General features: G+C 57.9%; 19 protein-coding genes. 10 read left to right on the top strand and 9 right to left on the bottom strand.

Translation table 11 applies throughout. From position 1 onward, the window contains the following. Positions 1-10 precede the first annotated feature (10 nt). The 7 genes from N7578_RS21330 (at position 11) to fdhD (ending at position 6,716) form a co-directional block, all read left to right on the top strand. Positions 11-397: a phage infection protein gene (locus N7578_RS21330; RefSeq protein ID WP_311112212.1), complete on the top strand. Its 387-nt coding sequence runs from the start codon at positions 11-13 to the stop codon at positions 395-397. 261 nt (positions 398-658) lie between these two features. Then, positions 659-1,225, top strand: a complete 567-nt coding sequence (locus tag N7578_RS21325; RefSeq protein ID WP_311112211.1) for a F0F1 ATP synthase subunit delta — start codon at positions 659-661, stop codon at positions 1,223-1,225. Then, the gene (gene atpA, locus N7578_RS21320) at positions 1,225-2,754 is read left to right on the top strand and encodes a F0F1 ATP synthase subunit alpha (protein ID WP_311112210.1); all 1,530 of its coding nucleotides are present in this window, start codon (positions 1,225-1,227) and stop codon (positions 2,752-2,754) included. Before N7578_RS21325 ends, atpA begins: the two co-directional genes overlap by 1 nt. Positions 2,755-2,783: 29 nt before the next feature. After that, on the top strand, positions 2,784-3,662 hold the full coding sequence (locus N7578_RS21315) for a F0F1 ATP synthase subunit gamma (RefSeq protein ID WP_311112209.1): 879 nt from the start codon (positions 2,784-2,786) through the stop codon (positions 3,660-3,662). 23 nt (positions 3,663-3,685) lie between these two features. After that, entirely contained in the window at positions 3,686-5,140 is a 1,455-nt protein-coding gene (atpD, locus tag N7578_RS21310) for a F0F1 ATP synthase subunit beta (RefSeq protein WP_311112208.1), read from the top strand. A gap of 126 nt (positions 5,141-5,266) precedes the next feature. After that, positions 5,267-5,677, top strand: a complete 411-nt coding sequence (locus N7578_RS21305) for a F0F1 ATP synthase subunit epsilon (protein ID WP_311112207.1) — start codon at positions 5,267-5,269, stop codon at positions 5,675-5,677. 232 nt (positions 5,678-5,909) lie between these two features. Next, on the top strand, positions 5,910-6,716 hold the full coding sequence (gene fdhD, locus N7578_RS21300) for a formate dehydrogenase accessory sulfurtransferase FdhD (RefSeq protein WP_311112206.1): 807 nt from the start codon (positions 5,910-5,912) through the stop codon (positions 6,714-6,716). Positions 6,717-6,735: 19 nt separating this feature from the next. Here the strand turns inward: fdhD and N7578_RS21295 are convergent, their stop codons facing one another. From N7578_RS21295 to N7578_RS21275, 5 genes are all read right to left on the bottom strand, one after another. Then, positions 6,736-8,511, bottom strand: coding sequence for a methyl-accepting chemotaxis protein (locus N7578_RS21295; RefSeq protein WP_311112205.1), 1,776 nt, complete (start codon positions 8,509-8,511; stop codon positions 6,736-6,738). Between the two features lie 348 nt (positions 8,512-8,859). Then, the gene (locus tag N7578_RS21290) at positions 8,860-9,336 is read right to left on the bottom strand and encodes a chemotaxis protein CheW (protein ID WP_311112204.1); all 477 of its coding nucleotides are present in this window, start codon (positions 9,334-9,336) and stop codon (positions 8,860-8,862) included. A gap of 168 nt (positions 9,337-9,504) precedes the next feature. Then, positions 9,505-13,665: a translocation/assembly module TamB domain-containing protein gene (locus N7578_RS21285; protein WP_311112203.1), complete on the bottom strand. Its 4,161-nt coding sequence runs from the start codon at positions 13,663-13,665 to the stop codon at positions 9,505-9,507. 45 nt (positions 13,666-13,710) lie between these two features. Beyond that, on the bottom strand, positions 13,711-15,636 hold the full coding sequence (locus tag N7578_RS21280) for an autotransporter assembly complex family protein (RefSeq protein WP_311112202.1): 1,926 nt from the start codon (positions 15,634-15,636) through the stop codon (positions 13,711-13,713). Between the two features lie 174 nt (positions 15,637-15,810). Then, the gene (locus tag N7578_RS21275; RefSeq protein WP_003504940.1) at positions 15,811-16,062 is read right to left on the bottom strand and encodes a YMGG-like glycine zipper-containing protein; all 252 of its coding nucleotides are present in this window, start codon (positions 16,060-16,062) and stop codon (positions 15,811-15,813) included. Positions 16,063-16,438: 376 nt separating this feature from the next. On the opposite strand from N7578_RS21275, the gene hemA reads away from it, so the two are divergent. Then, positions 16,439-17,656, top strand: a complete 1,218-nt coding sequence (gene hemA / locus N7578_RS21270; protein ID WP_311112201.1) for a 5-aminolevulinate synthase — start codon at positions 16,439-16,441, stop codon at positions 17,654-17,656. 36 nt (positions 17,657-17,692) lie between these two features. Here hemA and dxr read toward each other — a convergent pair whose 3' ends face one another. After that, positions 17,693-18,886, bottom strand: a complete 1,194-nt coding sequence (gene dxr / locus N7578_RS21265; protein WP_311112200.1) for a 1-deoxy-D-xylulose-5-phosphate reductoisomerase — start codon at positions 18,884-18,886, stop codon at positions 17,693-17,695. A 135-nt stretch (positions 18,887-19,021) separates the two neighbouring features. Between dxr and N7578_RS21260 the strand changes: the two genes are divergently transcribed. Together N7578_RS21260 and N7578_RS21255 are read left to right on the top strand one after the other, a co-directional pair. After that, the gene (locus N7578_RS21260) at positions 19,022-19,711 is read left to right on the top strand and encodes a phosphatase PAP2 family protein (protein ID WP_311112199.1); all 690 of its coding nucleotides are present in this window, start codon (positions 19,022-19,024) and stop codon (positions 19,709-19,711) included. A 47-nt stretch (positions 19,712-19,758) separates the two neighbouring features. Then, positions 19,759-20,994, top strand: a complete 1,236-nt coding sequence (locus N7578_RS21255; RefSeq protein ID WP_311112581.1) for an FAD-dependent oxidoreductase — start codon at positions 19,759-19,761, stop codon at positions 20,992-20,994. A 14-nt stretch (positions 20,995-21,008) separates the two neighbouring features. On the opposite strand, the gene N7578_RS21250 is transcribed toward N7578_RS21255, so the two are convergent. Genes N7578_RS21250 through N7578_RS21240 form a run of 3 tightly spaced genes read right to left on the bottom strand, consistent with a single transcriptional unit; the run spans position 21,009 to position 24,127 of the window. After that, a complete protein-coding gene (locus N7578_RS21250) occupies positions 21,009-21,932 on the bottom strand; it encodes an ROK family protein (RefSeq protein WP_311112198.1) in 924 nt (307 codons plus the stop codon). Positions 21,933-21,935: 3 nt separating this feature from the next. Next, complete coding sequence (nagA, locus tag N7578_RS21245) at positions 21,936-23,108, bottom strand: N-acetylglucosamine-6-phosphate deacetylase (RefSeq protein ID WP_311112197.1); 1,173 nt, start codon at positions 23,106-23,108, stop codon at positions 21,936-21,938. Continuing rightward, positions 23,105-24,127 carry an SIS domain-containing protein gene (locus N7578_RS21240; protein WP_311112196.1) on the bottom strand — a complete coding sequence of 341 codons (1,023 nt, stop codon included), beginning with the start codon at positions 24,125-24,127 and terminating at the stop codon, positions 23,105-23,107. Before N7578_RS21240 ends, nagA begins: the two co-directional genes overlap by 4 nt. Positions 24,128-24,133 lie beyond the last annotated feature (6 nt).

Here is a 24,133-nt window from a genome sequence, read left to right as displayed (position 1 = left end):
GGGGAGCATGATGGAGTTTTATTTTCCGACGGAGTTTGGCGAGCAACTGGCGTTCGGTGCGGCGGCACTGTCGGTCGTGATTGGCCTTGTCTTCATGTTCGCTCCTGGTATCACGCTTCGCGTTTTCGGCCTTGAGCCCACTGGCGGGCGCCAGGACGGTTACGTTCTGATCCGCTCGTCTCTTGCCGGATTTTATCTCGGTCTGGGTGCGGCGGCGCTGCTGCTCGCGCAGCCGATGGTCTACCTCGCATTCGGCGCTGCTTTTGCGCTTGCGGTCTTCGGCGTCATCCTTTCGATCCTCTCGGACGGAGGGGCAACATTGCGGAATTTCATACTTCTGGTTGTGCATCTTCTGCTCTCGGCGCTTTCGCTGAGCTATGTTTTCGGGCTGGTCTGACACCCACCCGTCGGCATTTCTGCCGCAACTGGTGCGCATCCACGCCGAAATCCGAAAATTTAAGCGCTTTCCCCCTTGTTCAAACCGCGCTTTCCGTTATTACGCGTGTTGCGAGTCCCGGCATCCTATGCTAGACGGACCGCGAAATTGGGAAAAGACAGGGGGGAATTCCAGTCTTTTTCGGGGAAATTGAAACGATTTCAAGACTTTGATACGAAGGATCCCCTTCGTTGGCGATCTTGGACGATTAGCAGGGAAAAAGTGCCCGTGGCAGATACCTCCCATGGAACATCCGGTGTAGCGGAAAGGTATGCGTCGTCGCTTTTCGAGCTTGCTTTGGAAGCGGGTGCGGTTGATGCGGTCGGGTCCGATCTCGACAGGTTCGGCGCGCTTCTCGATGAAAGCGACGATTTGAAGCGTCTGGTTGCGAGCCCGGTATTTTCTGCCGAGGACCAGCTGAAGGCAATTTCGGCGATCTGCGAGAAGGCTGGCATCGCCGGTCTGGCGATCAATTTCCTGAAGGTTGTTGCGAACAACCGCCGTCTGTTCGCTGTTCCCGGCATGATCCGGGCCTACCGTGCCATTGCTGCCGCTCACCGCGGCGAAATCACCGCCGAAGTGACTTCGGCCCATGCGCTCGATGCAGCGCAGGAAACTGAACTGAAAGCGGCGCTGAAGAGCGTTACCGGCAAAGATGTGGCGGTTGCCGTCACGGTCGATCCGTCGATTCTCGGCGGTCTGATCGTCAAGGTCGGTTCGCGTCAGATCGATACGTCTCTTCGCACCAAACTTTCCACCCTTAAGCTTGCACTGAAAGAGGTTGGCTGATGGATATCCGCGCCGCGGAAATTTCCGCAATTCTGAAAGATCAAATCAAAAATTTCGGCAACGAGGCGGAAGTCTCCGAAGTCGGTCAGGTGCTGTCCGTTGGTGACGGCATTGCTCGCGTTTACGGCCTTGACAATGTTCAGGCTGGTGAAATGGTCGAGTTCCCTGGCGGTATCCGCGGCATGGCGCTCAACCTCGAGAGCGACAACGTTGGTGTGGTTATCTTCGGTTCTGACCGTGACATCAAGGAAGGCGACACCGTAAAGCGGACCGGCGCCATCGTTGACGTTCCTGTTGGTCCGGAACTGCTCGGCCGCGTCGTCGACGCGCTTGGTAACCCGATCGACGGCAAGGGCCCGATCAACGCCACCCGTCGCGCCCGCGTCGACGTCAAGGCTCCCGGCATCATTCCGCGCAAGTCGGTTCATGAGCCGATGTCGACCGGCCTCAAGGCCATCGACGCCCTGATCCCGGTTGGCCGTGGCCAGCGCGAGCTCGTGATCGGCGACCGCCAGACCGGCAAGACCGCCATCATTCTCGACACGATCTTGAACCAGAAGGCCATTCACGACAATGGTCCGGACGGCGACAAGCTGTACTGCGTCTACGTTGCCATCGGCCAGAAGCGTTCGACGGTTGCCCAGTTCGTGAAGGTTCTGGAAGAGCGTGGCGCTCTGCAGTACTCGATCATCGTTGCCGCAACGGCTTCCGATCCTGCTCCGATGCAGTACCTGGCTCCGTTCGCTGGTTGCACCATGGGCGAATACTTCCGTGACAACGGCCAGCACGCCCTGATCGGTTATGACGACCTTTCCAAGCAGGCTGTTGCCTATCGTCAGATGTCCCTTCTGCTGCGTCGTCCTCCGGGCCGCGAAGCTTATCCGGGCGACGTCTTCTACCTTCACTCCCGCCTTCTCGAGCGCGCTGCAAAGCTCTCCGACGAAAAGGGTGCAGGTTCGCTGACGGCTCTGCCGGTTATCGAAACCCAGGGTAACGACGTTTCGGCGTTCATTCCGACCAACGTGATCTCGATCACCGACGGCCAGATCTTCCTTGAAACCGACCTGTTCTATCAGGGTATCCGCCCGGCTGTTAACGTCGGTCTGTCGGTTTCGCGCGTTGGTTCTGCTGCGCAGATCAAGGCCATGAAGCAGGTTGCCGGCTCGATCAAGGGTGAACTCGCTCAGTATCGCGAAATGGCAGCGTTCGCTCAGTTCGGTTCGGACCTCGATGCTTCCACGCAGCGCCTGCTGAACCGCGGTGCACGCCTCACGGAACTCCTGAAGCAGCCGCAGTTCTCGCCGCTCAAGACGGAAGAACAGGTTGCGGTGATCTTCGCCGGTGTGAACGGTTATCTCGACAAGGTTCCGGTCGCTCAGATCGGCAAGTTCGAGCAGGGTCTGCTTTCCTACCTCCGTTCGGAAGGCAAGGCGATCCTCGACACCATCCGCACGGAAAAGGCTATCAGCGACGACACCAAGGGCAAGCTCAAGGCCGCTCTGGACAGCTTCGCGAAGTCTTTCTCGTAATTAGCGCTCTTGACTGGGACGGATAACGGATGCCTTCACTAAAGGATCTGAAAAACCGCATTGCCTCCGTAAAGGCGACGCAGAAGATTACCAAGGCGATGAAAATGGTCGCCGCGGCGAAGCTTCGGCGCGCCCAGGAAGCTGCGGAGGCCGCCCGGCCTTACTCTCAGCGCATGAGCGCCGTTCTCGCCAACATCGCCCAGGCGGTAGAGGCGGACGTTGCTCCGGCGCTGATGACCGGTACCGGCAAGGACGACGTGCATCTGCTCGTCGTCTGCACCGCCGAGCGTGGCCTTTGCGGTGGTTTCAATTCGCAGATTGCCCGTTTTGCACGCGATCACGCACGCAAGCTGGTTTCCGAAGGCAAGACGGTCAAGATCGTCACGGTCGGCAAGAAGGGCTACGACAGCCTTCGTCGCGAATTCGCCTCGAACATCATCGAGCGCATCGAACTGCGCGACGTGAAGAAAATCGGCTTCGAGAATGCCGACCAGATCGCCAAGAAGGTCATCGCCCTGTTCAATGCAGGCGAGTTTGACGTCTGCACGCTGATCTATTCGGAGTTCAAGTCCGTCATCAGCCAGGTTCCGACCGGCCTTCAGCTCATTCCGGCGGCAACGCCGGTTGTCGAAGAGGATCAGGCCGCAGCCAATGCGGTTTACGAATACGAGCCCGATGCGGCATCGATTCTCGAGGATCTTATTCCGCGCAACATTTCGGTTCAGGTTTTCCGGGCGCTGCTCGAAAACGTTGCCGGTGAAATGGGCGCCAAGATGAGCGCGATGGACAATGCAACGCGCAATGCCGGTGAAATGATCAACAAGCTGACGCTTTCCTATAACCGTCAGCGTCAGGCTCAGATCACCAAGGAACTCATTGAAATCATTTCGGGCGCGGAAGCGCTCTGAGGTAAGGAAAGAGGGTAAGGATAATGGCTAAGGCAGCTACCCCCAAGAAAACCGCAGCCGTCAGCGGCGCTGGCAAGGTTACCCAGGTTATCGGCGCTGTTGTCGACGTGGCGTTCGAAGGCGAACTGCCTCCGATCCTCAACGCGCTCGAAACCGACAACAACGGCAACCGCCTGGTTCTCGAAGTCGCTCAGCACCTCGGTGAAAACGTCGTTCGCACGATCGCTATGGACTCGACCGAAGGTCTCGTACGCGGCCAGGCCGTGACGAACACCGGCGCTCCGATCTCGGTCCCGGTCGGCGACCAGACGCTCGGCCGCATCATGAACGTCATCGGTGAGCCGGTTGACGAAGCCGGTCCGCTCGACCGTACCAACCTGCGCTCCATCCACCAGGATGCTCCGGCCTATGTCGAGCAGTCCACGGAAGGCCAGATCCTCGTCACCGGCATCAAGGTCGTCGACCTTCTGGCTCCTTACGCCAAGGGCGGCAAGATCGGCCTGTTCGGCGGCGCTGGCGTCGGCAAGACCGTTCTCATCATGGAACTGATCAACAACGTCGCCAAGGCGCACGGTGGTTACTCGGTATTCGCCGGTGTTGGTGAGCGTACGCGTGAAGGTAACGACCTTTATCACGAAATGATTGAATCGAACGTCAACAAGCACGGCGGCGGCGAAGGCTCCAAGGCTGCGCTCGTTTACGGCCAGATGAACGAACCGCCGGGCGCACGTGCTCGCGTTGCTCTTACCGGTCTGACGATCGCAGAAGACTTCCGTGACAAGGGCCAGGACGTTCTGTTCTTCGTGGACAACATCTTCCGCTTCACGCAGGCTGGTTCCGAAGTGTCGGCTCTTCTGGGCCGTATCCCTTCGGCTGTGGGCTATCAGCCGACGCTGGCAACCGACATGGGCGCGATGCAGGAACGCATCACGACGACGACCAAGGGTTCTATCACCTCGGTTCAGGCCATTTACGTTCCGGCCGACGACTTGACCGACCCGGCTCCCGCAACCTCGTTCGCCCACCTGGACGCAACGACCGTTCTGTCGCGCTCGATCGCTGAAAAGGGTATTTACCCGGCTGTTGACCCACTCGACTCCACCTCGCGCATGCTCGACCCGATGATCGTCGGCGAAGAGCACTACGAAGTTGCGCGTAAGGTTCAGTCGACCCTGCAGCGCTACAAGTCTCTCCAGGACATCATCGCCATCCTCGGCATGGATGAACTGTCTGAAGAAGACAAGCTTACGGTTGCACGCGCCCGCAAGATCGAGCGCTTCCTGTCGCAGCCGTTCTTCGTTGCTGAAGTCTTCACCGGTTCGCCGGGCAAGCTGGTTGCTCTCGAAGACACCATCAAGGGCTTCAAGGGTCTGGTGAACGGCGAGTACGACCACCTGCCGGAAGCTGCATTCTACATGGTTGGTTCGATGGAAGAAGCCATCGAAAAGGCAAAGAAGCTGGCTGCTGAAGCTGCCTGATTATGAAATACGAGGCGCGTGGTTGTTCCATGCGCCTCCGTATGCATTGTGCGGAACCATTGTTTTGCACGGTTTGCGTACAAAGACCCCTTGCCCGTCCGCGTAATTGAAAAGAAGTGAATAGCAATGGCTGACAGTTTCAAGTTCGAACTGGTTTCCCCGGAACGTCTGCTCGTTTCCGAGACGGTTACGGAAGTCGTCATTCCGGCTACGCTCGGTGAAATGACCGTGATGGCCAATCATGCGCCGACGATGACCACCATCAAGCCCGGCATCGTCACCGTGACCTTCGCCTCCGGTGAGAAGCACAAATACGTGGTGTTTGGCGGCTTTGCCGATATCCTGCCGACGGGTTGCACGCTTCTGGCCGAATCGGCTGTTTCGGCAGACGACATTTCTCCTGATACGCTGCAGAAGCGGATCGACGCTGCGAAGGCCGAGATCGATGAGGGCAACCATCATCACGATCACCTGACGAAGCTTGAAAAGCATCTTTATGAGCTGACTAACCTGCATGAGGTTCTCGTCGCTGCTTGAAAGAACCGGGCGGGTTCCAAGGAATGACTGCCCACAAAAAATTTCAAACAACAAAGCGGTCCCAGTGGCCGCTTTTTTGTTTTTGATACCTTAGTATGGTCGAATGCCGGGTTTCTGCGCGCTATCCTCTCAGAAGTGTGAACTGCCTGTCGAGATGATCACAGCACTGGCTGGGGTCAGCTGTATGGAGCGGTTGCGTCATTGCGACCGTCATAAGGAAATGAGACGATACATGTCTGCGGAGTCGAGCTATAGAACTTTAGCGAGAACGGCATTGAAGGGTGGCGTTGTCGATGTTGGTCGAAGGTCGGTGCCAGAGGAGGTTCCGGTAGCGTTTTCCTACGGCGGATCCACCCACGCTGTGATGATGGCCAGCCCGGCCGATCTCGATGACTTTGCCGTCGGCTTCAGCCTGACGGAGGGGATCATATCGACCCGTGAAGAGATCGATGCGATCGACGTGCTTGAGGCTGCATCGGGTTTCGATGTTCAGGTGGTTCTACGAGATCATCAGGCTGACGCGCTTCGTATTCGTCGACGGCATATGGCGGGGCCGGTGGGTTGCGGTCTGTGTGGCATCGAGTCCATCGAGCAGGCGGTCCGTCCTGTTCCTGATGTCAGTGCAATGCTCCTGAAGGTTTCAGGCGCTGAAATCGTCGAGGCGATCATGGCGCTGAATAACGAACAACCTCTCAATCACGAAACCCGCGCGGTTCATGGCGCCGGATTTTATGTTCCGGGCAGGGGGCTTGTCGCAGTCCGTGAAGATGTCGGGCGCCACAATGCGCTGGACAAGCTGGTCGGTGCTGCTTTGAACGCAGGGTATTCGGGTGGGGGCGGGATCGTCGTGGTCACCAGCAGACTATCCGTAGAAATGGTGCAGAAGGCTGCCATCTTCGGCAGTCCGATACTTGTCGCAATTTCCGCGCCGACGGCGCTGGCCATCGAGACCGCCGAGAAGGCCGGAATGACATTGGTGGCGATTGTGCGGGGTGAAGACTTCGAAATCTTCACCCGGCCGGATCGTGTCGTTTTTTGATCATAAAGGTCTGAGCAGCTCAGAACTCTGTCCAGTCAGCGGCGACATTGGCATAGGTTCCAGTTGCTGCAAATCTCGGCTGAGGTGCAAGCCTTGTGACCGGGGCGGGCGCTTTGCGGATCTCAGCGGTCTGCAGAGGCCGGGCCGGTTGCTCGTTTGCAATTTTGAACTGAGTGAGCAGTTCATGCAGATCTGCGGCTTCCTTGGCCAGACCGTGGCTGGCAGCGGTCGTCTCCTCCACCATCGCGGCGTTCTTCTGGGTTGCCTGATCCATGACGTTGACCGCCTGGTTGATCTCGGCCAATCCGTTGGCCTGCTCTCGCGATGCCTCAACGATTGCTGAAACATTGGTGTTGATCTCGCCCATCTGGGAGAGAATCTCGTGCAGGGCCTCGCCCGTTCTTCCGACGAGATCAACGCCGTTGGCAACCTGCTCGCGGGATGTATTGATCAAGGATTTGATTTCCTTGGCAGCAACGGCTGAGCGTTGAGCCAGTTCGCGGACTTCCTGCGCGACGACGGCGAAACCTTTGCCCGCCTCTCCGGCCCGTGCGGCCTCGACACCCGCGTTCAGGGCAAGAAGATTGGTCTGGAAAGCGATGTCGTCAATCACGCCGATGATGTTGGTGATTTCACCCGAGGAGCGCGAGATCTCATCCATGGCCGAAATGGCCTGCTGCACGACCTTTCCCGAGTTCTCGGCATTGTCTCTGGTATTTGAAACAAGTTTTCCCGCTTCGCCCGCGCGCCGGCTGGCGTCGGCCACGGTGGTGGTGATCTCCTCCAGCGCTGCAGCTGTCTCTTCCAGGGAGGCGGCCTGCTGTTCCGTACGTTGTGCAAGCTGATCGGCCGCCATGCGGATTTCGCTGGATCCCGATGCGATTGTCGAAGCATTATGGGCAACCGTCTGCATGGTGGACTGCAGCTTGGCGACGACTTCGTTAAAGTCTTTCCTCAGCTGTTCCATGCTTGGCACGAAATTGTTCTCCAGCCGTTGCAGCAGATCGCCATTGGCGAGTTCCCGCAACGCACCAGCGAGCACGCTGATCGCGCTCATTCGCGGGGTGACGTCGGTCGCAAATTTCACGACCTTGGCGACCTTTCCGGATTCATCGAGAACAGGGTTGTATGCGGCCTGGATCCATATCTCCTTGCCGTTCTTGCCATATCGAACGAATTCGTCGGAGATGAATTCTCCGGATGCCAGGCTTCGCCAGAATTCGCCATAGGCTGGTGACGCCGCGTAAGACGGGTCGCAAAACATGCGGTGGTGCTTTCCCTGAATTTCTTTCAGGTCGTAATTGACTGCGTTGCAGAAGTTTTCATTTGCCGTAATGATCGTCCCGTCCGGCAAAAATTCGATTGTTGCCTGGGAGCGGGAAATGGCTTCGAGTTTTCCGGCGTCCTCGACGGCTTTCAGCTTCTTCGCCGTTATATCCGTCGCGATCTTCACGATCTTGTAGGGTTTGCCGGATCGAAAGATCGGGTTGTAGGAGGCTTCTATCCAGATGACTGAACCGTTTTTGGTGATACGGCGATAGTCATTCGCCTGAAACTCGCCACGTGCCAGCGAAGCCCAGAAATCCTGATATTCGCGAGATGCCGCGAGATCTCGGTCGCAGAACATGCGGTGATGTTTGCCGACGATTTCCGACAGCTCGTAGCCGAGCGCTGCGCAGAAATTCTTGTTGGCGGTCAGAATGTTACCCTTGAGATCAAACTCGATGACGGCTTGCGATTTGGATATTGCATCTAGAACGTTTCTGTTGTCTGCACTTTTGCCCAATCCCAGCATCGGACGTCCCCCAAATTGTCGGCTACACCGTTGAGCATGTCGATTCCCGGCTATGCTGCGATGGCGACCTGAACATGATGAATTCTCTCTTCGTCCCAGCCTCAATGAAGTAACGTTATGTGTATCGTGACCCCGTCGTACTTCGTTTGGCTTTAAATATTAGAAGACAATAATATTAAAATGTTCTTATTTGATTTGGTGGCAGCAAAATAAAAAAAAGCCACCGGGCGGTTTCACCAGTGGCTTCTTATGGTTCAATCAATGAGAGCGCTGTTATGCTCTGGTAACAACGAGGCCGATATATCTCCACCCGATATGGTTCTGGCGATCATCAGCATCATTGCGGGCTCAGGCTGCGAGATCTTCGGCCTCGGTACCCTTGAACATCTTCGCAAGATTTAGGAAGCAGATCATGCCGTGTTCGTTGGCAATGATGCCTTCGGAATAGGATTTGTCGAAGGATGCGGAAATTTCCGGAACCGGTTGAACCTGATTGGCAGGAATGGTCAGAATGTCGGACACGCGGTCGACGAGCATGCCGATGACCATGTTGTGTACTTCGGCCACGACAATCGCGCTGCGCTCGTTGGCAACGGTGCTCTTCATGCCGAGCTTCTGGGCCAGATCGATGATCGGGATAACTGAACCGCGAAGGTTCATCACGCCGATGACGTCCTTCGGTGCGTGCGGGATCGGTGTGGAAGGCGCCCAGCCGCGGATTTCGCGGATCGTTGTCGTCTTTACGCAAAATTCTTGATCGTGAAGACGGAATGCGATGATTTCCAGCGTCTCGCCGCCAAAGTTGGTAGAGTTTATCATTGCCATCAGAATTCTTCCCAATTCTCGCTGTGGAGGCCAGAGCAAGTGCACCGACACTTGCATATGCGGATTTTGGCGTTCTGCCTGGTGCCTGAACGGTCGGAGAATGCTTTCCGGCCTCATGAGAGAGATTCGTAGCACAAGATCGTTTCGCAAACCTAAATGCGAACGCTCTCAATATTCCTTCTCGTAGAATATGCCGGCGGCGCCTTCGCCATCGCCACCCGCCTCGCCACGCAGTTTCACGCCACGCCCGACGTCGAGATTGATAATCGCCTTGGCGCCGGAGGCACCGCTCTGCTGAAGCTCGAGATAGGTTCTCTCGTTGAGATATTTGCCGGCGGAAACGCGCGCCTGCCCTTCCGAGTCAGTCGAAATATCCAGGTCGTCGACGCCAAGGTTGCTTCTGAGCTTGTCAAAGAGGGATGTGGATCTTCCACCGGCGAGCTGTCCCGCGGCATCTGCCAGCCGGGCAATCTGGAGGGCGGACAGCTTGGACATGGATTGGCCGAAAATCAGCTGCGCCATGACCTCATCCTGCGGCAGGGCCGGTGAAGAAGAAAAGGCGAAGGCCGGATCGTTGGCGTTACCCGACACGGTAACCGTGACCGTGGTCGACCCGACGGACGATTGGGCTTCCATGTCCAGCACGGGGACGAGGCCACCGCCAAAGGTGATGTTACCGGTGTTGAAATCGAGGCGGCGGGTCAGGATTTCCAGGCGACCGCGGCGCATTTCGAAGCCACCCGATATGACGGGCACTGCCGCGGTGCCGCGGATCGTCAGATTACCGGTCAGTTCCGCATCGATACCTCGGCCGCGGACGAAAATCCCATTCGGCGCGTTGACCTGCAGATCGAGATTGATCGTCGAGGAACTGCCGCTACCGCCCTGATCCGCCTTGAGCGCCTTCATCTGGGCACGTACCTGCGGCGGGGCGTTCTTGTGTTTCACATTGATTTCAGTGAGGGACGCAGGCAGGCGCTCGGGAATGGTGATCGCGCTTCTGTCCAGTGTCAGATTACCGCCCAGCACGAGGCCATTGAGCAGTGGACCCTTGAGCGTAAGGGTTCCGCTGACGATTGTCGTGACCAACGTGCCGTCATTGTAGCCAGCGCGGTCGAGGGTAATCGTCAGGTCGGCAGGGAAACCGGAACCACCCGCTATGCCCACCGAACCCGATCCTGAAAGCGTGCCGCCCCCCGCGAGCTTGCCTGTAAGACGAGAGATCACGGCACGATCCCGGTCGAACGTGATGGTGGCGCCGACATCGTTGAGCGTCAGGTTGCGGCGTACATCCGTCACACGCGTGCCGTCGGTTGTCACGGAACCGGTGATGACGGGAGATGCGGCATTCCCGCTGATCTTTACATCGATGGCGGCTGTGCCGCTGACATCGAGCCCCTGTCCAGCCGTTTGCGCGGCAACCGCTGCAAATGGCAGATTACCGGAAAACGCCATGGAGATCGGGCGATTTCCGGCGATACCGAGCGAACCGCCGCCGGAGAGAGCCATACCGCCCTGGCCTGTTACATTTGTGTCGATCTGGAGGTTTCCACCGGCGAAACGGCCCGTTGCCTTGATGCCGAGCGGAGCAAGGCCTGCTGCCCGTGTCTGTGCCACCACCGCGTCAGCCCAACTCAGATCGTAGGTGACGACAGGATCGGAGGCTGCACCTTTTGCGCCTACCGTGCCGGAAATATTACCGGCCGCATCCAGCCCGGCTGCGAAGGCGTTGGCAAGATTTGCGGGCAGGGCACGGATATCGACCTTCACATCGAGCGCGGAACCCGCCGTGCCGTTGACCACAACGCGGCCTTGACCCGTTACAATCGTCAGGTCCGAAATTCGCGCTGTACCTTGCTGAATGGCGATACTGGTCGGCTTTTCAAGGCGAACCGGGATCCCCTTCGGCGCGGCGGAGAATTCGTCGATCATCACCGTCATTGGCGAACCGCCGGTTTCGGCGCTGCCTTTGGCGACAAGGGGGGCGTTATCGTATCGGCCGCCGAGATTGAATTCTGTCGTGGTGCCGGAGTGCCCAATCGTTGCGGTCAGCGTGGAGATGGAGGCCGCACCGGCGTTGATGCTGTCGGCCTTCACGGTGCCGTTGATGGCCAGTGCCTGCAGATCATCGATGGTCACATCTGCTGCCAGCTTTGAAATTGTCGTCGTGCCCTGCCGGATAGTTCCGCCATTCGCCTTTATCGTGGCGGCAATCCTGCCATTGCTGTTGCTAAGCACGATGTCGCCTGCGGCATCACCTGAAGCCTGTTGTGCGGCAAGGGCCGCAAGCAGGGAAAGGTCAGGGAAGTCGAATGACAGGTTGCCAGCCGGGAGGAATTGCGGTGAGAACTGTATCTGTCCTTTCAGCACGTTCCTTCCGACTGCCACGTTCAGTTCAGGTATGGCCGTGCCGGTTTCAGTCTGCACCACGTTTGCGTCGACATTGATGGCCTGCCGGTCAAGGCTACCGCTCGCCGTCAGCTTTGCCTGTGGCGCTGCAGGATCTGCCTTGCCGCTTGCGCTGACCTTCAGGGACTCCAGCTTTCGTCCGGCAAGAATCGCACTTTCAGAGTTGAGGCTGATATTGAAATCAGGCGCGGATAGCGGGCCGCTGGCATCGATGGCGAAGCTGGCGGCACCTTTTGCCTGCGGTGTCAGCTTTTCAAGGGCGGGCAACGTGCCGGTCAGGTTTGCGCGAATAGCGCCATTATCGAGGCTGACTTCACCTGCCGCTTCCAGCGTGCCGGATCTGATCGCAAGGTTGCGAAGGCTGGTGCTGCCGCCAATGACAAGATCGACATCGCCCTGCAGGGCGATCGTGGTGTCAAACTTCGGTGCAAGCGCCTCGGGCAATGTTGCGGGCAATGCGAAAAGTTGGACGGCGGAAGACAGCCGGTTGGCGGCAAGGTCGAATGTGCCGTTGATCGTGCCACCAATGCTGGCACTTTCCAGCGTGGTACCGTCAAAACCGACCGCTGACGCGGTGACGCGAAGGGGGGCTTTTATGGTAACGGGTGCGCGTACGAGCCGATCGATATCGGGGCTTGCGAACGATGACTGGCTGACGGTCAATGCCGTCTCTACCGTACCGCTTCGATCCGTGAGGTTCAGGTCGTTGCTGGTTGCGGTCAGCTTGACATTGTCCAGTTTTCCCTGCGGTAACGACAGGTTGCGAAGCGAGGCGGATGCGTTGAGGCTGGCTGCTTCTGCATTGCCGCGCAGCGAAAGGTCGACGCCATCGATCGACGTTTGAAGCTCGCCATTTTCGAGTGGCCAGCGAAAATCGACCGGTCCAGACATACCGATAAGATTGGCGTTGAGGTCGTTCTGGCCAGCGGGGTCGATATTGCCCGAAGCGGTCAGAAGCAGGGCGCCTGTTTCCAGCGTACTGTTGCCAACTTCTATCCGGCCCTGCGGGAAGAGCGTTGCGGTCGCGTCGAGTTTCGTTTCCCCGGCAAAAAGCTGACGGAATGCAGGAGGCAGTAGCAGATCCGGCTGACCTCCGCCGTTGATTTCGATCCGGCGTGCGCCATCCGTTGCCAGAACATGGCGGCCGGACAGGTTGAGGACGCGGCTTCCGGCAACGTCGCCGCTGAGTGCACCGGTCCAATCGGAAAGCGGACCTTCGCCATTCAGGTCGATCGAGATTGCCGGTGTGTCCGGAAGCGATAGCAGCGTTGCAAGCAATCCGCCCTGTGGTTCTCTCAGTTCTGCCTTGAGTTTCAGAACGTTTTCATTTGGCAGGTACGCGATGTCGGCATTGATGGTAGCATCCTGCAGGTCCTTCCGGCTGGCTGCGAGCGAAAGCCGAATGTCGTCGCTTGCCGCTTTCAGGTTGCCTTCGGCTCGCAGTTCGAAAGCGCGTCCGAGCAGCGGTTGTCCGAGGCTGATATCGGGGAAGCTGAAATTGTCGATGCCGATCTCGATTGGCAGAGACGAACCGCTCGAGTCTATTTCCTTTTTTTCTGTCGGCGGGAGAGGTTTGCGCTTCACCTCGATCGAGCGTGCTGCAACCAGATCAGCGTGAAAGGTCCCGGCGAGCAAGGATAACGGCGACCAGTTAACAGTGATGTCGTCGATGCGCGCGTAAGGGCCTTGCCGGTCGGACAGCGTGACGTTGTCCAGACGCAGGCGTCCGGTCAGCAGCCCGCTGGGCGGAGAAATCTCGATTGTCTGATCCGGTGTGGAAACGAGAGATGAAATCTGGGTGGCCGCAATTTTGGCGCCGATTGGCGTGAAGCCAACGAATAAGATCGCAAGCAAAACAAGTACCACACCGCATAGAGCGATGTAGCCAAACCATTTCAACAATCGAATCAACATCGTCATAAAAGGTAATCTACACTTAGTTCAAAGGCTGTTCGACCGCAGAGCCTAAAAAGACTGGCCAATACCGGCGTAAATACCGAAACTGTTACCGTCTTCGTATTTCTTGAGCGGCATGGCGACATCGAGACGCAAAGGTCCGAAGGGTGTCGCATAACGTAAACCGATACCCGCACCGGCGCGAATGTCCGAGAAATCCGGTGCCAGGTCGGCAGAGACGACACCTGCATCGATGAACGGCACGATGCCGATCGTCTCGGTGACCTTGATGCGGGCTTCCACGGAGGTCACGATATAAGACCTGCCGCCGGTTGCGTCGCCTGCGGCGTTATAGGGCGATATTTCCTGATAGCTGTAACCGCGAACGGATCCGCCGCCACCGGCATAAAAGCGGCGGGTGGTGGGAATGTCCTGCAAGTCGCTGCCACCAACCAGAACGCCACCGGAGAGTTTTCCGGCCATGATGAGTCGGTCTTCCGCACCAAAACCCTTGTATCCAGAAACAGAGCCTTCGAAAGACGAGAAGAACGTACCGTTCAACGCCTCATAGCTCGGTTTGGCACCCACGGAGGCCCGGAAGCCTTCGGTCGGATTGAGCTTGTCGTCGCGGGTGTCCCGCACGAATTCCAGCGGGATGGAGGTTGTCAGATACTGGTTTTTACCAAAGGCATCTTCAGTATCTGTCCATTGCACCTCAAGACCGGCGGAGGCTGTGTCCGTGTCGTTCAGCTCGTAAGCGAAACCGGCTGCGCCTGTGATCGACTGCGCCTCGTAGGTATCGGGATTCTCGGTCTTGGCAATCAGGCTGGTCTTGAAGGTCGTGCGGGGATTGAACATGCCCGGCTTCGTGAATGTGATACCCGCGGAATAGTCCATGCCCTCGAAACTGGATGCTTCGCCCAGACGCGAAACGGCGCCCTCGATGCGCAGTGATTCCGCTTTTCCGAAGAGGTTGCGGTGTCCCCAGTATCCCTGAAGTCCAACACCTTCTGTCGTTGAATATTGTGCGCCAACGCCGAAATAACGGTGTTTTCCCTCGGAAACCTCGATTGTCAGCGGGATGGAGCCATCACGCGCCAGCGTCCCGGCTTCCTTGATCGTAAGGCTGGAAAAAACGCCGAGCTGCCTCAGCCTGTCAGCTGCCTTGCGCAGTTTTTCCGGGGAATAGGGCTCGCCCCCATTGAGCCGCGAATAGCGGCGGATGAAATCGCCATCAACGGTCTTTTCACCTGTCACGGCGACCGTACCGAGCGGAGCGATGGGGCCACCCTCCGCTGCCATGGTTATGTCGACGGTATTGTTGGCATGGTTGGCGACGGCTTCACGTTTTGTCAGTTTCGCGAGCGGACGCCCTTCGGCCTTGAGATCGTCTATCAGCTTGTTGCCAGCGCGTATGATTGCCAGAGAACCCGCATCGCCGCCTGTCACCAGACCATAGTCTTCGAGACTGCGTCCTGTTACGTCGCCTTCCAGTTTCACCATGCCAAGCGTGAACACCGGCCCCGGCGTCACGGTAATGATCACCGGAACGGGCGCCGAATGATCGAAGACCGGGTTTGGCGGCAGGTCATCGACATTCCTGCCAGCGACCGTGACCGTGACGATACCGCCATAGCGGGCGTTTTCGTAAAGTGCTGCAATCAACCGGTCACGATCGTCGCGCGCCTTGATGAGAAGACCGAGATCGCCCGAGGCAGGCTTGTCCTTGTCCGCGAGCAATAGAGAGCTGTTTTCGAGGCTGCCGCGAAGACCCTTGTCCGCGTCGGGTGCATTCAGGGTGACCGAATACTTGACCGGATTGGTTACCTCGACCTCAGGCTCGTCCGAACCCCATAGCCGAATGCCGAAGAGCTTGAAAGCGTAGGCATCGCGGGTGAGGGCAGGATACACGGCAAGCGTCACCGCTACCGCCAGAGCAGTGCCAGCCTTCCGATACGCAATACCTGTCTTCGGGGCAGTCCGTGTTCTTTGCATAAGCTGCTTTATGGTTGAGCGTTTATTTTCGCCCCAACCTGTTTCCTCTCCGTTAACGTTGCAATTTAATCATAAATGAACCGCTTTGAGGACTCTCGGGCACCATTTTACTGTCCCAAATGCAAAAAGCCCCGGGGAACCGGGGCTTCTGTGCAACGATTATGCGTCGTGTGATTAGCGGCAACGTGCCGTGTAACGCTGGCCGTACTGGTCGCGGTAGTAGCAGTAACCCGGCTCGGACGCGTTGCCGATGAGGGCGCCGCCGACACCACCGATTGCTGCGCCGACTGCCGCACCGCGGACGTTGCCGGTGATCGCGCCACCAATAACAGCACCCGAAACGGCGCCGATAGAAGCTCCCTTTTCGGTCTGGGTGCAGCTTGCAAGCGACAGGCCGACCAGCGCAAATATGATTGCCTTTTTCATGAAACTCTCTCCAACGTTACAATGAGCTCTTCGGCTCGATAGGCGTCCCATATTTATCTCTGCGGCGACTGCAATTCTCCGACCGCCACAAATAACTATCAATTCAATTTACTTTAGGGAAGCCTCCTCTTCCAAGGCATTACCCCCCCACGTAGATTGATTGTGTCCCAAAGAACGGCGTAAGGCGTAAAAGGTTCCAAAAATCTCGGTTTTTTGATGTGGATCAATTTTGCACTTTTCATCAGAGCGTATAAGAGCTTTATTGGAATGGTTCAAAACAACGGCGAATTGACGCAGGCGTGGCTAAACAGGCCATACGGGCTTGACGGTTTCAGCCACGAGGCGGAAAACACTGCGATCAATTCTGGAGCATGGAATGGATTTCGAAGCATTTTTCACGGCGGAACTGCAAGGCCTGCACTCTGAAGGACGCTATCGCGTTTTTGCTGATATAGAGCGGCAACAGGGTAACTTCCCCCGTGCGACGCGTTACAACGCCAATGGCGAACGCCAGGATGTAACCGTCTGGTGCTCCAACGACTATCTGGGCATGGGCCAGCACCCGAAAGTTGTCGAAGCCATGAAGGCCGCCATCGATCACTGTGGCGCGGGTGCGGGAGGCACCCGGAATATTTCTGGCACCAACCACCACCATGTTCTGCTCGAGCGCGAACTGGCCGATCTTCACGGCAAGGAATCGGCTCTTATCTTCACATCTGGTTATGTTTCGAACTGGGCTACGCTCGGAACGCTTGGCCAGAAAATTCCCGGCCTCATCATCTTCTCCGACGCGCTTAACCACGCATCGATGATCGAGGGTATCCGTTACGGTCGCTGTGAGCGGGTCATCTGGAAACATAATGATCTGGAAGACCTCGAGGCAAAGCTCAAGTCAGCCGATCCGGCCGCGCCGAAGCTGATTGCCTTCGAATCCGTCTATTCGATGGATGGCGATATCGCGCCCGTAAAAGAAATTTGCGATCTGGCCGACAGATACGGTGCGATGACCTATCTGGACGAAGTTCATGCGGTTGGCATGTACGGCCCGCGTGGTGGCGGTATCGCCGAGCGCGAAGGTATCATGGATCGCCTGACGATCATCGAGGGAACGCTCGGCAAGGCATTCGGCGTGATGGGGGGTTATATTGCCGGATCGGCTGCCGTGTGTGACTTCATCCGCTCGTTTGCTTCCGGTTTCATCTTCACCACCGCACTGCCGCCGTCGCTGGCGGCCGGTGCCGTTGCATCGATCCAGCATCTGAAAGCAAGCCCGTTCGAGCGTGTCCGTCATCAGGAACGCGTGCGAAAACTGCGCGGTCTGCTCGACGCCCGTGGTATTCCGCATATGGACAATCCCAGCCACATCGTCCCGGTGATGGTGGGTGATGCCGCCAAGTGCAAATGGATTTCGGACATTCTGCTCGACAACCATGGTGTATATGTGCAGCCGATCAATTACCCGACGGTTCCGCGCAAGACCGAGCGACTGCGTATCACGCCGACCCCCCTCCACAGCGATGCCGATATAGAACAGCTCGTCGGTGCGTTGCATCAGCTCTGGTCGCACTGTGCGTTGGCGCGCGCCGTGGCGTGAGCGTAATCGAAAGAAAAGAGACGAAAAGGGCCGCCTTCAGGCGGCCTTTTCTTTTGTCGCGATCACTTCCTGCGCATGGCGGCGCGCTTCTGCATCTGCCGCAAAAACGTCTTCTATCGTTGTCGCGGACCGGCCGTCATTCATCCTATCCATGACGCGCTCAACGATGTCGGCCATGTCTAGGAAGCCGATAATACCATCAACGAAGGCGTGAAACGCGGTTTCTTCTGCCGCGTTCAGCACAGCGCCCTGTAATCCTCCACGTTCGAGCGCGGTGCGTGCAAGGCGAAGTGCGGGGAAGCGCTCTTCGTCGGGCGCTTCGAAATCGAGTCGTGCGAGCTTTGCGAAATCCAGCCGTTCCACGTTGAGGTGGCCGCGTGCCGGATAGGTCAGGGCGTAGCCGATGGCCGTGCGCATATCCGGCGCGCCGAGCTGAGCGATGTAAGAGCCGTCGGTGTAACCGACCATGGAATGAACGATCGATTGGGGGTGGACGATCACCTCCACCTGATCGGGTCTGAGATCGAAGAGATATTTCGCCTCGATCATCTCCAGCCCCTTGTTGAACATGGAGGCGCTACCGATGGATACCTTCAGCCCCATCGACCAATTTGGGTGGGCGCGGGCGATATCCGCCGTAACGCCTGCCATCTGCTCCCGAGTCCATGTGCGGAATGGTCCGCCGGATGCGGTCAATACGATGCGCTCGACCGCCTGTTTATGGTCGCCGGTCAGGCACTGGAAAATAGCGCTGTGTTCACTATCCACCGGAATGAGCTTGCCGCCCCCCTGCTGGACAGTGCGTAGAAAAACATCTCCAGCGGAAACGAGACACTCCTTGTTGGCAAGCGCGATATCGGCGCCGCGGTGTGCTGCCGTCAATGTCGGCGCAAGGCCAGGTGTGCCGGCAATCGCCGCCATGACCCAGCTCGCATCCATCGATGCGGCTTCCTCAAGGCCGGACTGACCGGCCGCGACCTCGATATCCGTGCCTGCCAGAGCGGCCCTGAGAGCGTCGTATTTGTCTTCGTCCGCCGTGACCGCCAGTCTGGCGCCGAACGCGCGGGCCTGCTCGGCCAGCAGGTCGATATTGCCCGCACCCGTCAGCGCCATGACCTCGAATTCGTCGCGACCACCAAGCTGTTTCACCACGTCCAGCGTGTTGGTTCCGATAGAGCCCGTCGATCCCAAAACAGTCAGTTTGCGCGGCATATTCCTGGCATTCGTCATCTTCAGCCCGTCGACACTCTCAATTTTCAGTTCCTAGGCTCTACAAGTGAAACCCGGTCATAACAAGCTCAAAGCCCGGCTATTGTTTTTGAGCATTGCGAAGCCATATGCTTGAAAACGAATAAGAGGATCTGAATGCGACGTTTCCTTGTTTCCAGCGGATGGATTTTTGCCACGAGCATAATTCTGGTCTGTGTGTTGATGCCGTTCGATCCGCGCATGTCCGAGTTGGCGCAGGCGCTTCCGGGTGGCGTGGTTGCATTCAACAAGGCCATCACCGATTTCGGCACGTTCCGGTGGATGCTGTATTCATCCGCTGGTCTGGCGATCCTGGCCTATATCGGTGCGCGCATGCTGCAGGCGAGAACCTATTCGGGGCGTTTAAGGACGGCCTTGCGGCTTCTCGCCTATTTCTTCCTGACCATCGTAACGGCCAGTATTCTCGTTCACGCGCTGAAGTTTCTGATCGGGCGTGCTCGGCCCGAGCTGTTTCTTGAACTGGGCGCCTATAGCCTCACGCCCTTCACCGGCGACAACCTCTATGAAAGCTTTCCGTCCGGGCATTCCACCGCGGCAGGCGCGTTTTTCGGGATCTTTGCCATGCTGATGCCGAGGTTTCGGTGGGCGTTCCTGCTTCTGGCGCTCGTCATCGGTATTTCGCGTGTGATTGTCGGCGCGCATTACCCAAGCGACGTTGCAGCGGGTCTGCTGCTTGGTCTGTGGACGGCGGTGGCTTACGCTTTTATCTTCGCCCGGTCCGAAAAGCTTTTCCGTTTCGACGCCAGCGGCTGGCCGCAACCGAAAAATGCATCTATGCCAGTTTGATCGACGCGAGAGGGGGCTCTGCGGTGGATGACTTGAACCATGGAAATCTGCATTTGCGAGGGGAGGCGGATGATGCGTCCCGAATTGCGGTTCGGGTTGCGATCGCAGGCGCCGGGCCAGCGGGTCTGATGCTTGGCCTATTGCTAGCAAGGGCGGGAGTCGATGTCGCTGTCGTTGAAAAACATGGCGATTTCCTGCGAGATTTTCGCGGCGATACGATCCATCCTTCAACGCTTGATATTGTCGAGCAGCTTGGTTTCATCCGCGAATTTCTCGGGCTACCCCACACGCGTGCACCAAAGCTGCATGCGGAGATTGCCGGCGAGAAAATCACCATCGCTGATTTCTCGTGGCTGCCTGTGAAGAACCGCTTCATCGCCTTCATGCCTCAATGGGAGTTTTTGAGCTTTCTTGCTGGCAAGGCCGGGCAATATGACAGCTTCCGGCTGATGATGAATGCGAAGGTATCCGGGCTTGTCGAGCGCACTGGCCGGGTGGCAGGACTTGAGGTGGAAACGCCGGAAGGTACTTTGCTCATCAATGCGGATCTGGTGATTGGTGCCGATGGGCGCAACTCCATTGTCCGAGACAAGGCGGGGTTGGCTATCCAGAGTTTTGGTCCGCCGACGGAAGTTTTATGGATGAGGCTTTCCAGGCAATCCGGTGATCCAGTGGAAACGATGGGGCATGCCGGACCGCAACAGGGTTTCGTGCTCATCGATCGTGGCGATTACTGGCAGTGCGGGTATGTTGTACGCCGAGGTACGTTCGCGGAGATGAAGGCAAACGGCCTGGATGCTTTCCGATATGCCGTGGCGAAGGTCTGCCCGTTGCCGCCAGACAGGCTTCACGAGATTGCCGACTGGAGCGATGTTCATCCGCTGAGTGTCAGGATCGACCGGCTGAAACAATGGTGGCGGCCCGGCCTGATCTGCATCGGTGACGCGGCGCATGCCATGTCGCCGATTGGCGGCGTCGGCGTCAATCTGGCGATTCAGGACGCGGTTGCTGCGGCCAACATTCTTATACCGGCGCTTGCGGTGGAAGGTCGGGTGGCCGACAGCCAGCTGGCTGCCATCGAGGCGCGCCGTTCATTCCCCACGAAAGCAACGCAAAGGTTGCAGCTCATGATGCGTAGCCGCCGCAAGAAAGATCAGGACGATGAACGCAAGACCAAGGGGCCGCCCGGTTTCGTTCGTGTAATTGCCCGTTTTCCCCTTCTTGCCCATCTTGCGGGACGGCTGATCGGTCTTGGTTTCAGGAGGGAAAAACTGCTGCGCTGATCCGACACCCTACGCTATGCAGATTCCAGGGTTTCGGCAAATTTCAGCCCGAGAACGGCAGAGCCGATCAGGCCAGGTTCTATGCGGCATATGGCCGGGACGACCAGAGGATGATCGAAGCGCCTGAGGATGCGTGATCTGACCGCCTCATCCAGAACGGCAAGCAGTTCTTTCGAGTTGGACAGCCCGCCTCCGACCGGCACGATGGTTGCCCCCGTAACATTGATTATCATTGCGAGCGGCGAGGCGAGGATATCGACGAGAATGTCGATGGTTCGCGCCGCTTGCACATCGCCATCCTGCCATGCATCGATGATCTCTTCACTGGTCATGGTTCGGGAAAAGAGATGCTGATGCAGCTTTTCCATGCCGCGAGCGCTGCCGATGGCATCAACGCAGCCGGTCAGGCCGCAGCCGCATTCGAAACGCGGCAGTTCCACAGGTGGGTTTCCTGCAAGCGTTGCGGCAACGGGACCATGCCCCCATTCACCGGCGAAACCGCCGTCGCTGTTGATGAGTTTTCCGTCGATTACAAGTCCGCCGCCAACACCGGTTCCGAGAATGACCCCGAAAACAACGCGATGTCCCTTACCCGAGCCGATTTCCGATTCGGCGATCACGAAGCAGTCTGCATCGTTGGAAACGATGACCGGCAGGCCAAGGGCATTCTCCAGATCGTCTTTCAACCGTGTACCGTTGATGCTTGGAATATTGGCGACCGTCGCCTTGCCGGTTTCTGCGTCGATGACGCCTGCAATGGAAAGTGACACGCAGTCCGGTGCTTCACCGCCAGCATCGATCACGGCCTTCAGGCTTGCCGCGAAATCCTCGAAGCTGGTCTTCGGCGTCGCTATGCGGGGTACTGGCCGGATATCGTCTGCCGCATAGGCAAAAGCGCCCTTGATGGTTGTCCCACCGATGTCGAAACAAACGATCATCACTTATTTCCCGGAATTGTTGGCATCGAAAATCTTGTTTCCGCCGATCCACGTCGAGTGGATGTCGAGGCTTGGCGTCAGCAGCACGAAATCCGCATCGAAACCGGGCTGGAGGCTGCCCTTGTCATTCGCTCCGATGGCCTGTGCAGGGTAGGTGGAAGCCATCCGCAGTGCTTCCTCAAGCGGCACCTGCAAGTTTTCATGCACGAAACGAATGCAGGAAAGCATGTCGATATCGGCCCCGGCCAGTGTGCCATCGGCGAGCGTCAGACGCCCGCCATTACGATAGACCCGCCGGCCGTTCAGCTCGAAGCCGTCGTCGTCTGTGCCGATGGTGGACATGGCATCGGTGACAAGGAAAATCCTGCCCGGCCCGTTCTTGGCGCGCAGAGCTATGCCCATGGCGGCGGCATCGACGTGGAAGCCGTCGGCGATCAACCCGCAATCCAGTTTACCGTTTGCAAGCGCTGCCCCCACAAGGCCGGGTTCGCGATGGCCAAGCGGGCTCATGGCGTTGAAGAGGTGCGTCACCATGGATGCTCCCGCATCCACATAGCACTCCGCAACCGCAAATCCAGCTTCCGTGTGCCCGAGGCTGACAACGATGCCTGCGTGCCGCAGATCTACAACTTGTTCGGTCGTTACGCTTTCAGGCGCGATTGTCGTCAGAATATGAGGAAGCTTTGCCTTACAGGTTGTGAGCGTCGTCAGATCGGCCTCTTCCATCGGCCGGATCAGGGCGGGATCATGGGTACCCTTGCGGGCGATGGATAGATGCGGTCCTTCGAAGTGCAGTCCAAGAAAGCCAGGGACACCATCATTCCATGCCGCGATGCCTGCGTCGGCCGCTTTCATGGTTACGTCCGGCCGGTCGGTAATCAGCGTCACCATCAGGGCGGTGGTTCCGAATTTGGCGTGTGCCGCGCAGATGCGTGCAATAGCCTCGACATCCGACTGGTTGTTGAACATCACGCCGCCGCCGCCATTGACCTGCAGATCGATGAAGCCGGGGACGATCACCAGACCTCCGGCCTCGACCGTTTCGGCCCCTTCGGGGATGGCCCCCCGGTCGATGAGCTCAGAAACCTGCCCGCTATCGATCAGGAGGGCCTTGTTTTGATGCCATTTTACGCCATCGAAGATGCGCGCACCGACAAGCGCTTTCATGCTGCTCATTGGGTTTCCGTGACCTTCTTCAGTGCGGCGGGAGCATCCGGGTTGAAGCCGCGTGCCCGCGACAGTTGTTCGATGAAAGCGTAGAACGGCCCGATCAACAACAGCGCATCGGTCAAGGGGTGGTTGGTTTCAACGAAAGGCAAAAATTTTGCCGGGGTTCCCTTGGACGACGTAACGAAAACGCTTGCGCCTTTTTTGCCAAGTCCGCTGGCTATATCCGTAATCGAGGCTTCGGCGCGATCCCGTGCCGCAAATGCGATCACGGGGAACTTTGGCGATACCAGCGAAACGGGACCATGCATGACCTCGGCGGAAGAATAGGCTTCCGCGTGCAGTTCACATGTCTCCTTGCATTTCAGCGCAGCTTCGGCGGCGATTGCCAATGTCGGGCCGCGACCGAGCATATAGAGCGATTCCTCGTTCCTGACTGCTGCGCTGATCTCGGTCCAGTCGAGCGCGATGGCTTTCGCGAAGTTCTGTGGCAAGGCGCTGACGGCCTTGGCGAGCAGATTGTCTTCGGTCCATGCGGCCAGGATCGCCAGGCCCGCGACAATTGAGTTGACGAAGGATTTCGTAGCGGCGACCGCTTTTTCAGGCCCGGCCTGAATGTCTATAGCATGGTCAGCCATATCGCCGAGAGGCGAGGGAAGCGTGTTGACGAGGGAAAACGTCAAGGCGCCACCTTTGCGGGCGCTCTCGGCCAAGGCAACGATATCAGGGCTCTTGCCGGATTGCGAAACGGCAATCGACGCAGCGCGGTCAAGCCGTAATCTTGTCTGGTAGATGGAGGCGAGCGAGGGACCAAGCGATGCGACCGGGAGGCCGGTCTGCAATTCGATAGCATATTTCAGGAAATGCGCGGCGTGATCGGACGACCCTCGGGCGATGGTGACGACGACAGCCGGATCCCGCGCTTTGAGCTTCTGGCCTGCCTCCTGAAATTCGGCGGCGGCGTTTTCCAGCAGTCGGGCAATTGCATCGGGAATCTCGTCGATTTCCTGGCGCATCAGGGTTGTCATCGGTTC

This window comes from Agrobacterium tumefaciens, assembly GCF_031801495.1.
GTDB classification, from domain to species: Bacteria; Pseudomonadota; Alphaproteobacteria; order Rhizobiales; family Rhizobiaceae; genus Agrobacterium; species Agrobacterium tumefaciens_K.
The sequence above is the reverse complement of the archived record's forward strand: the minus strand, read 5'-3'. Positions and strand labels throughout refer to the sequence as shown.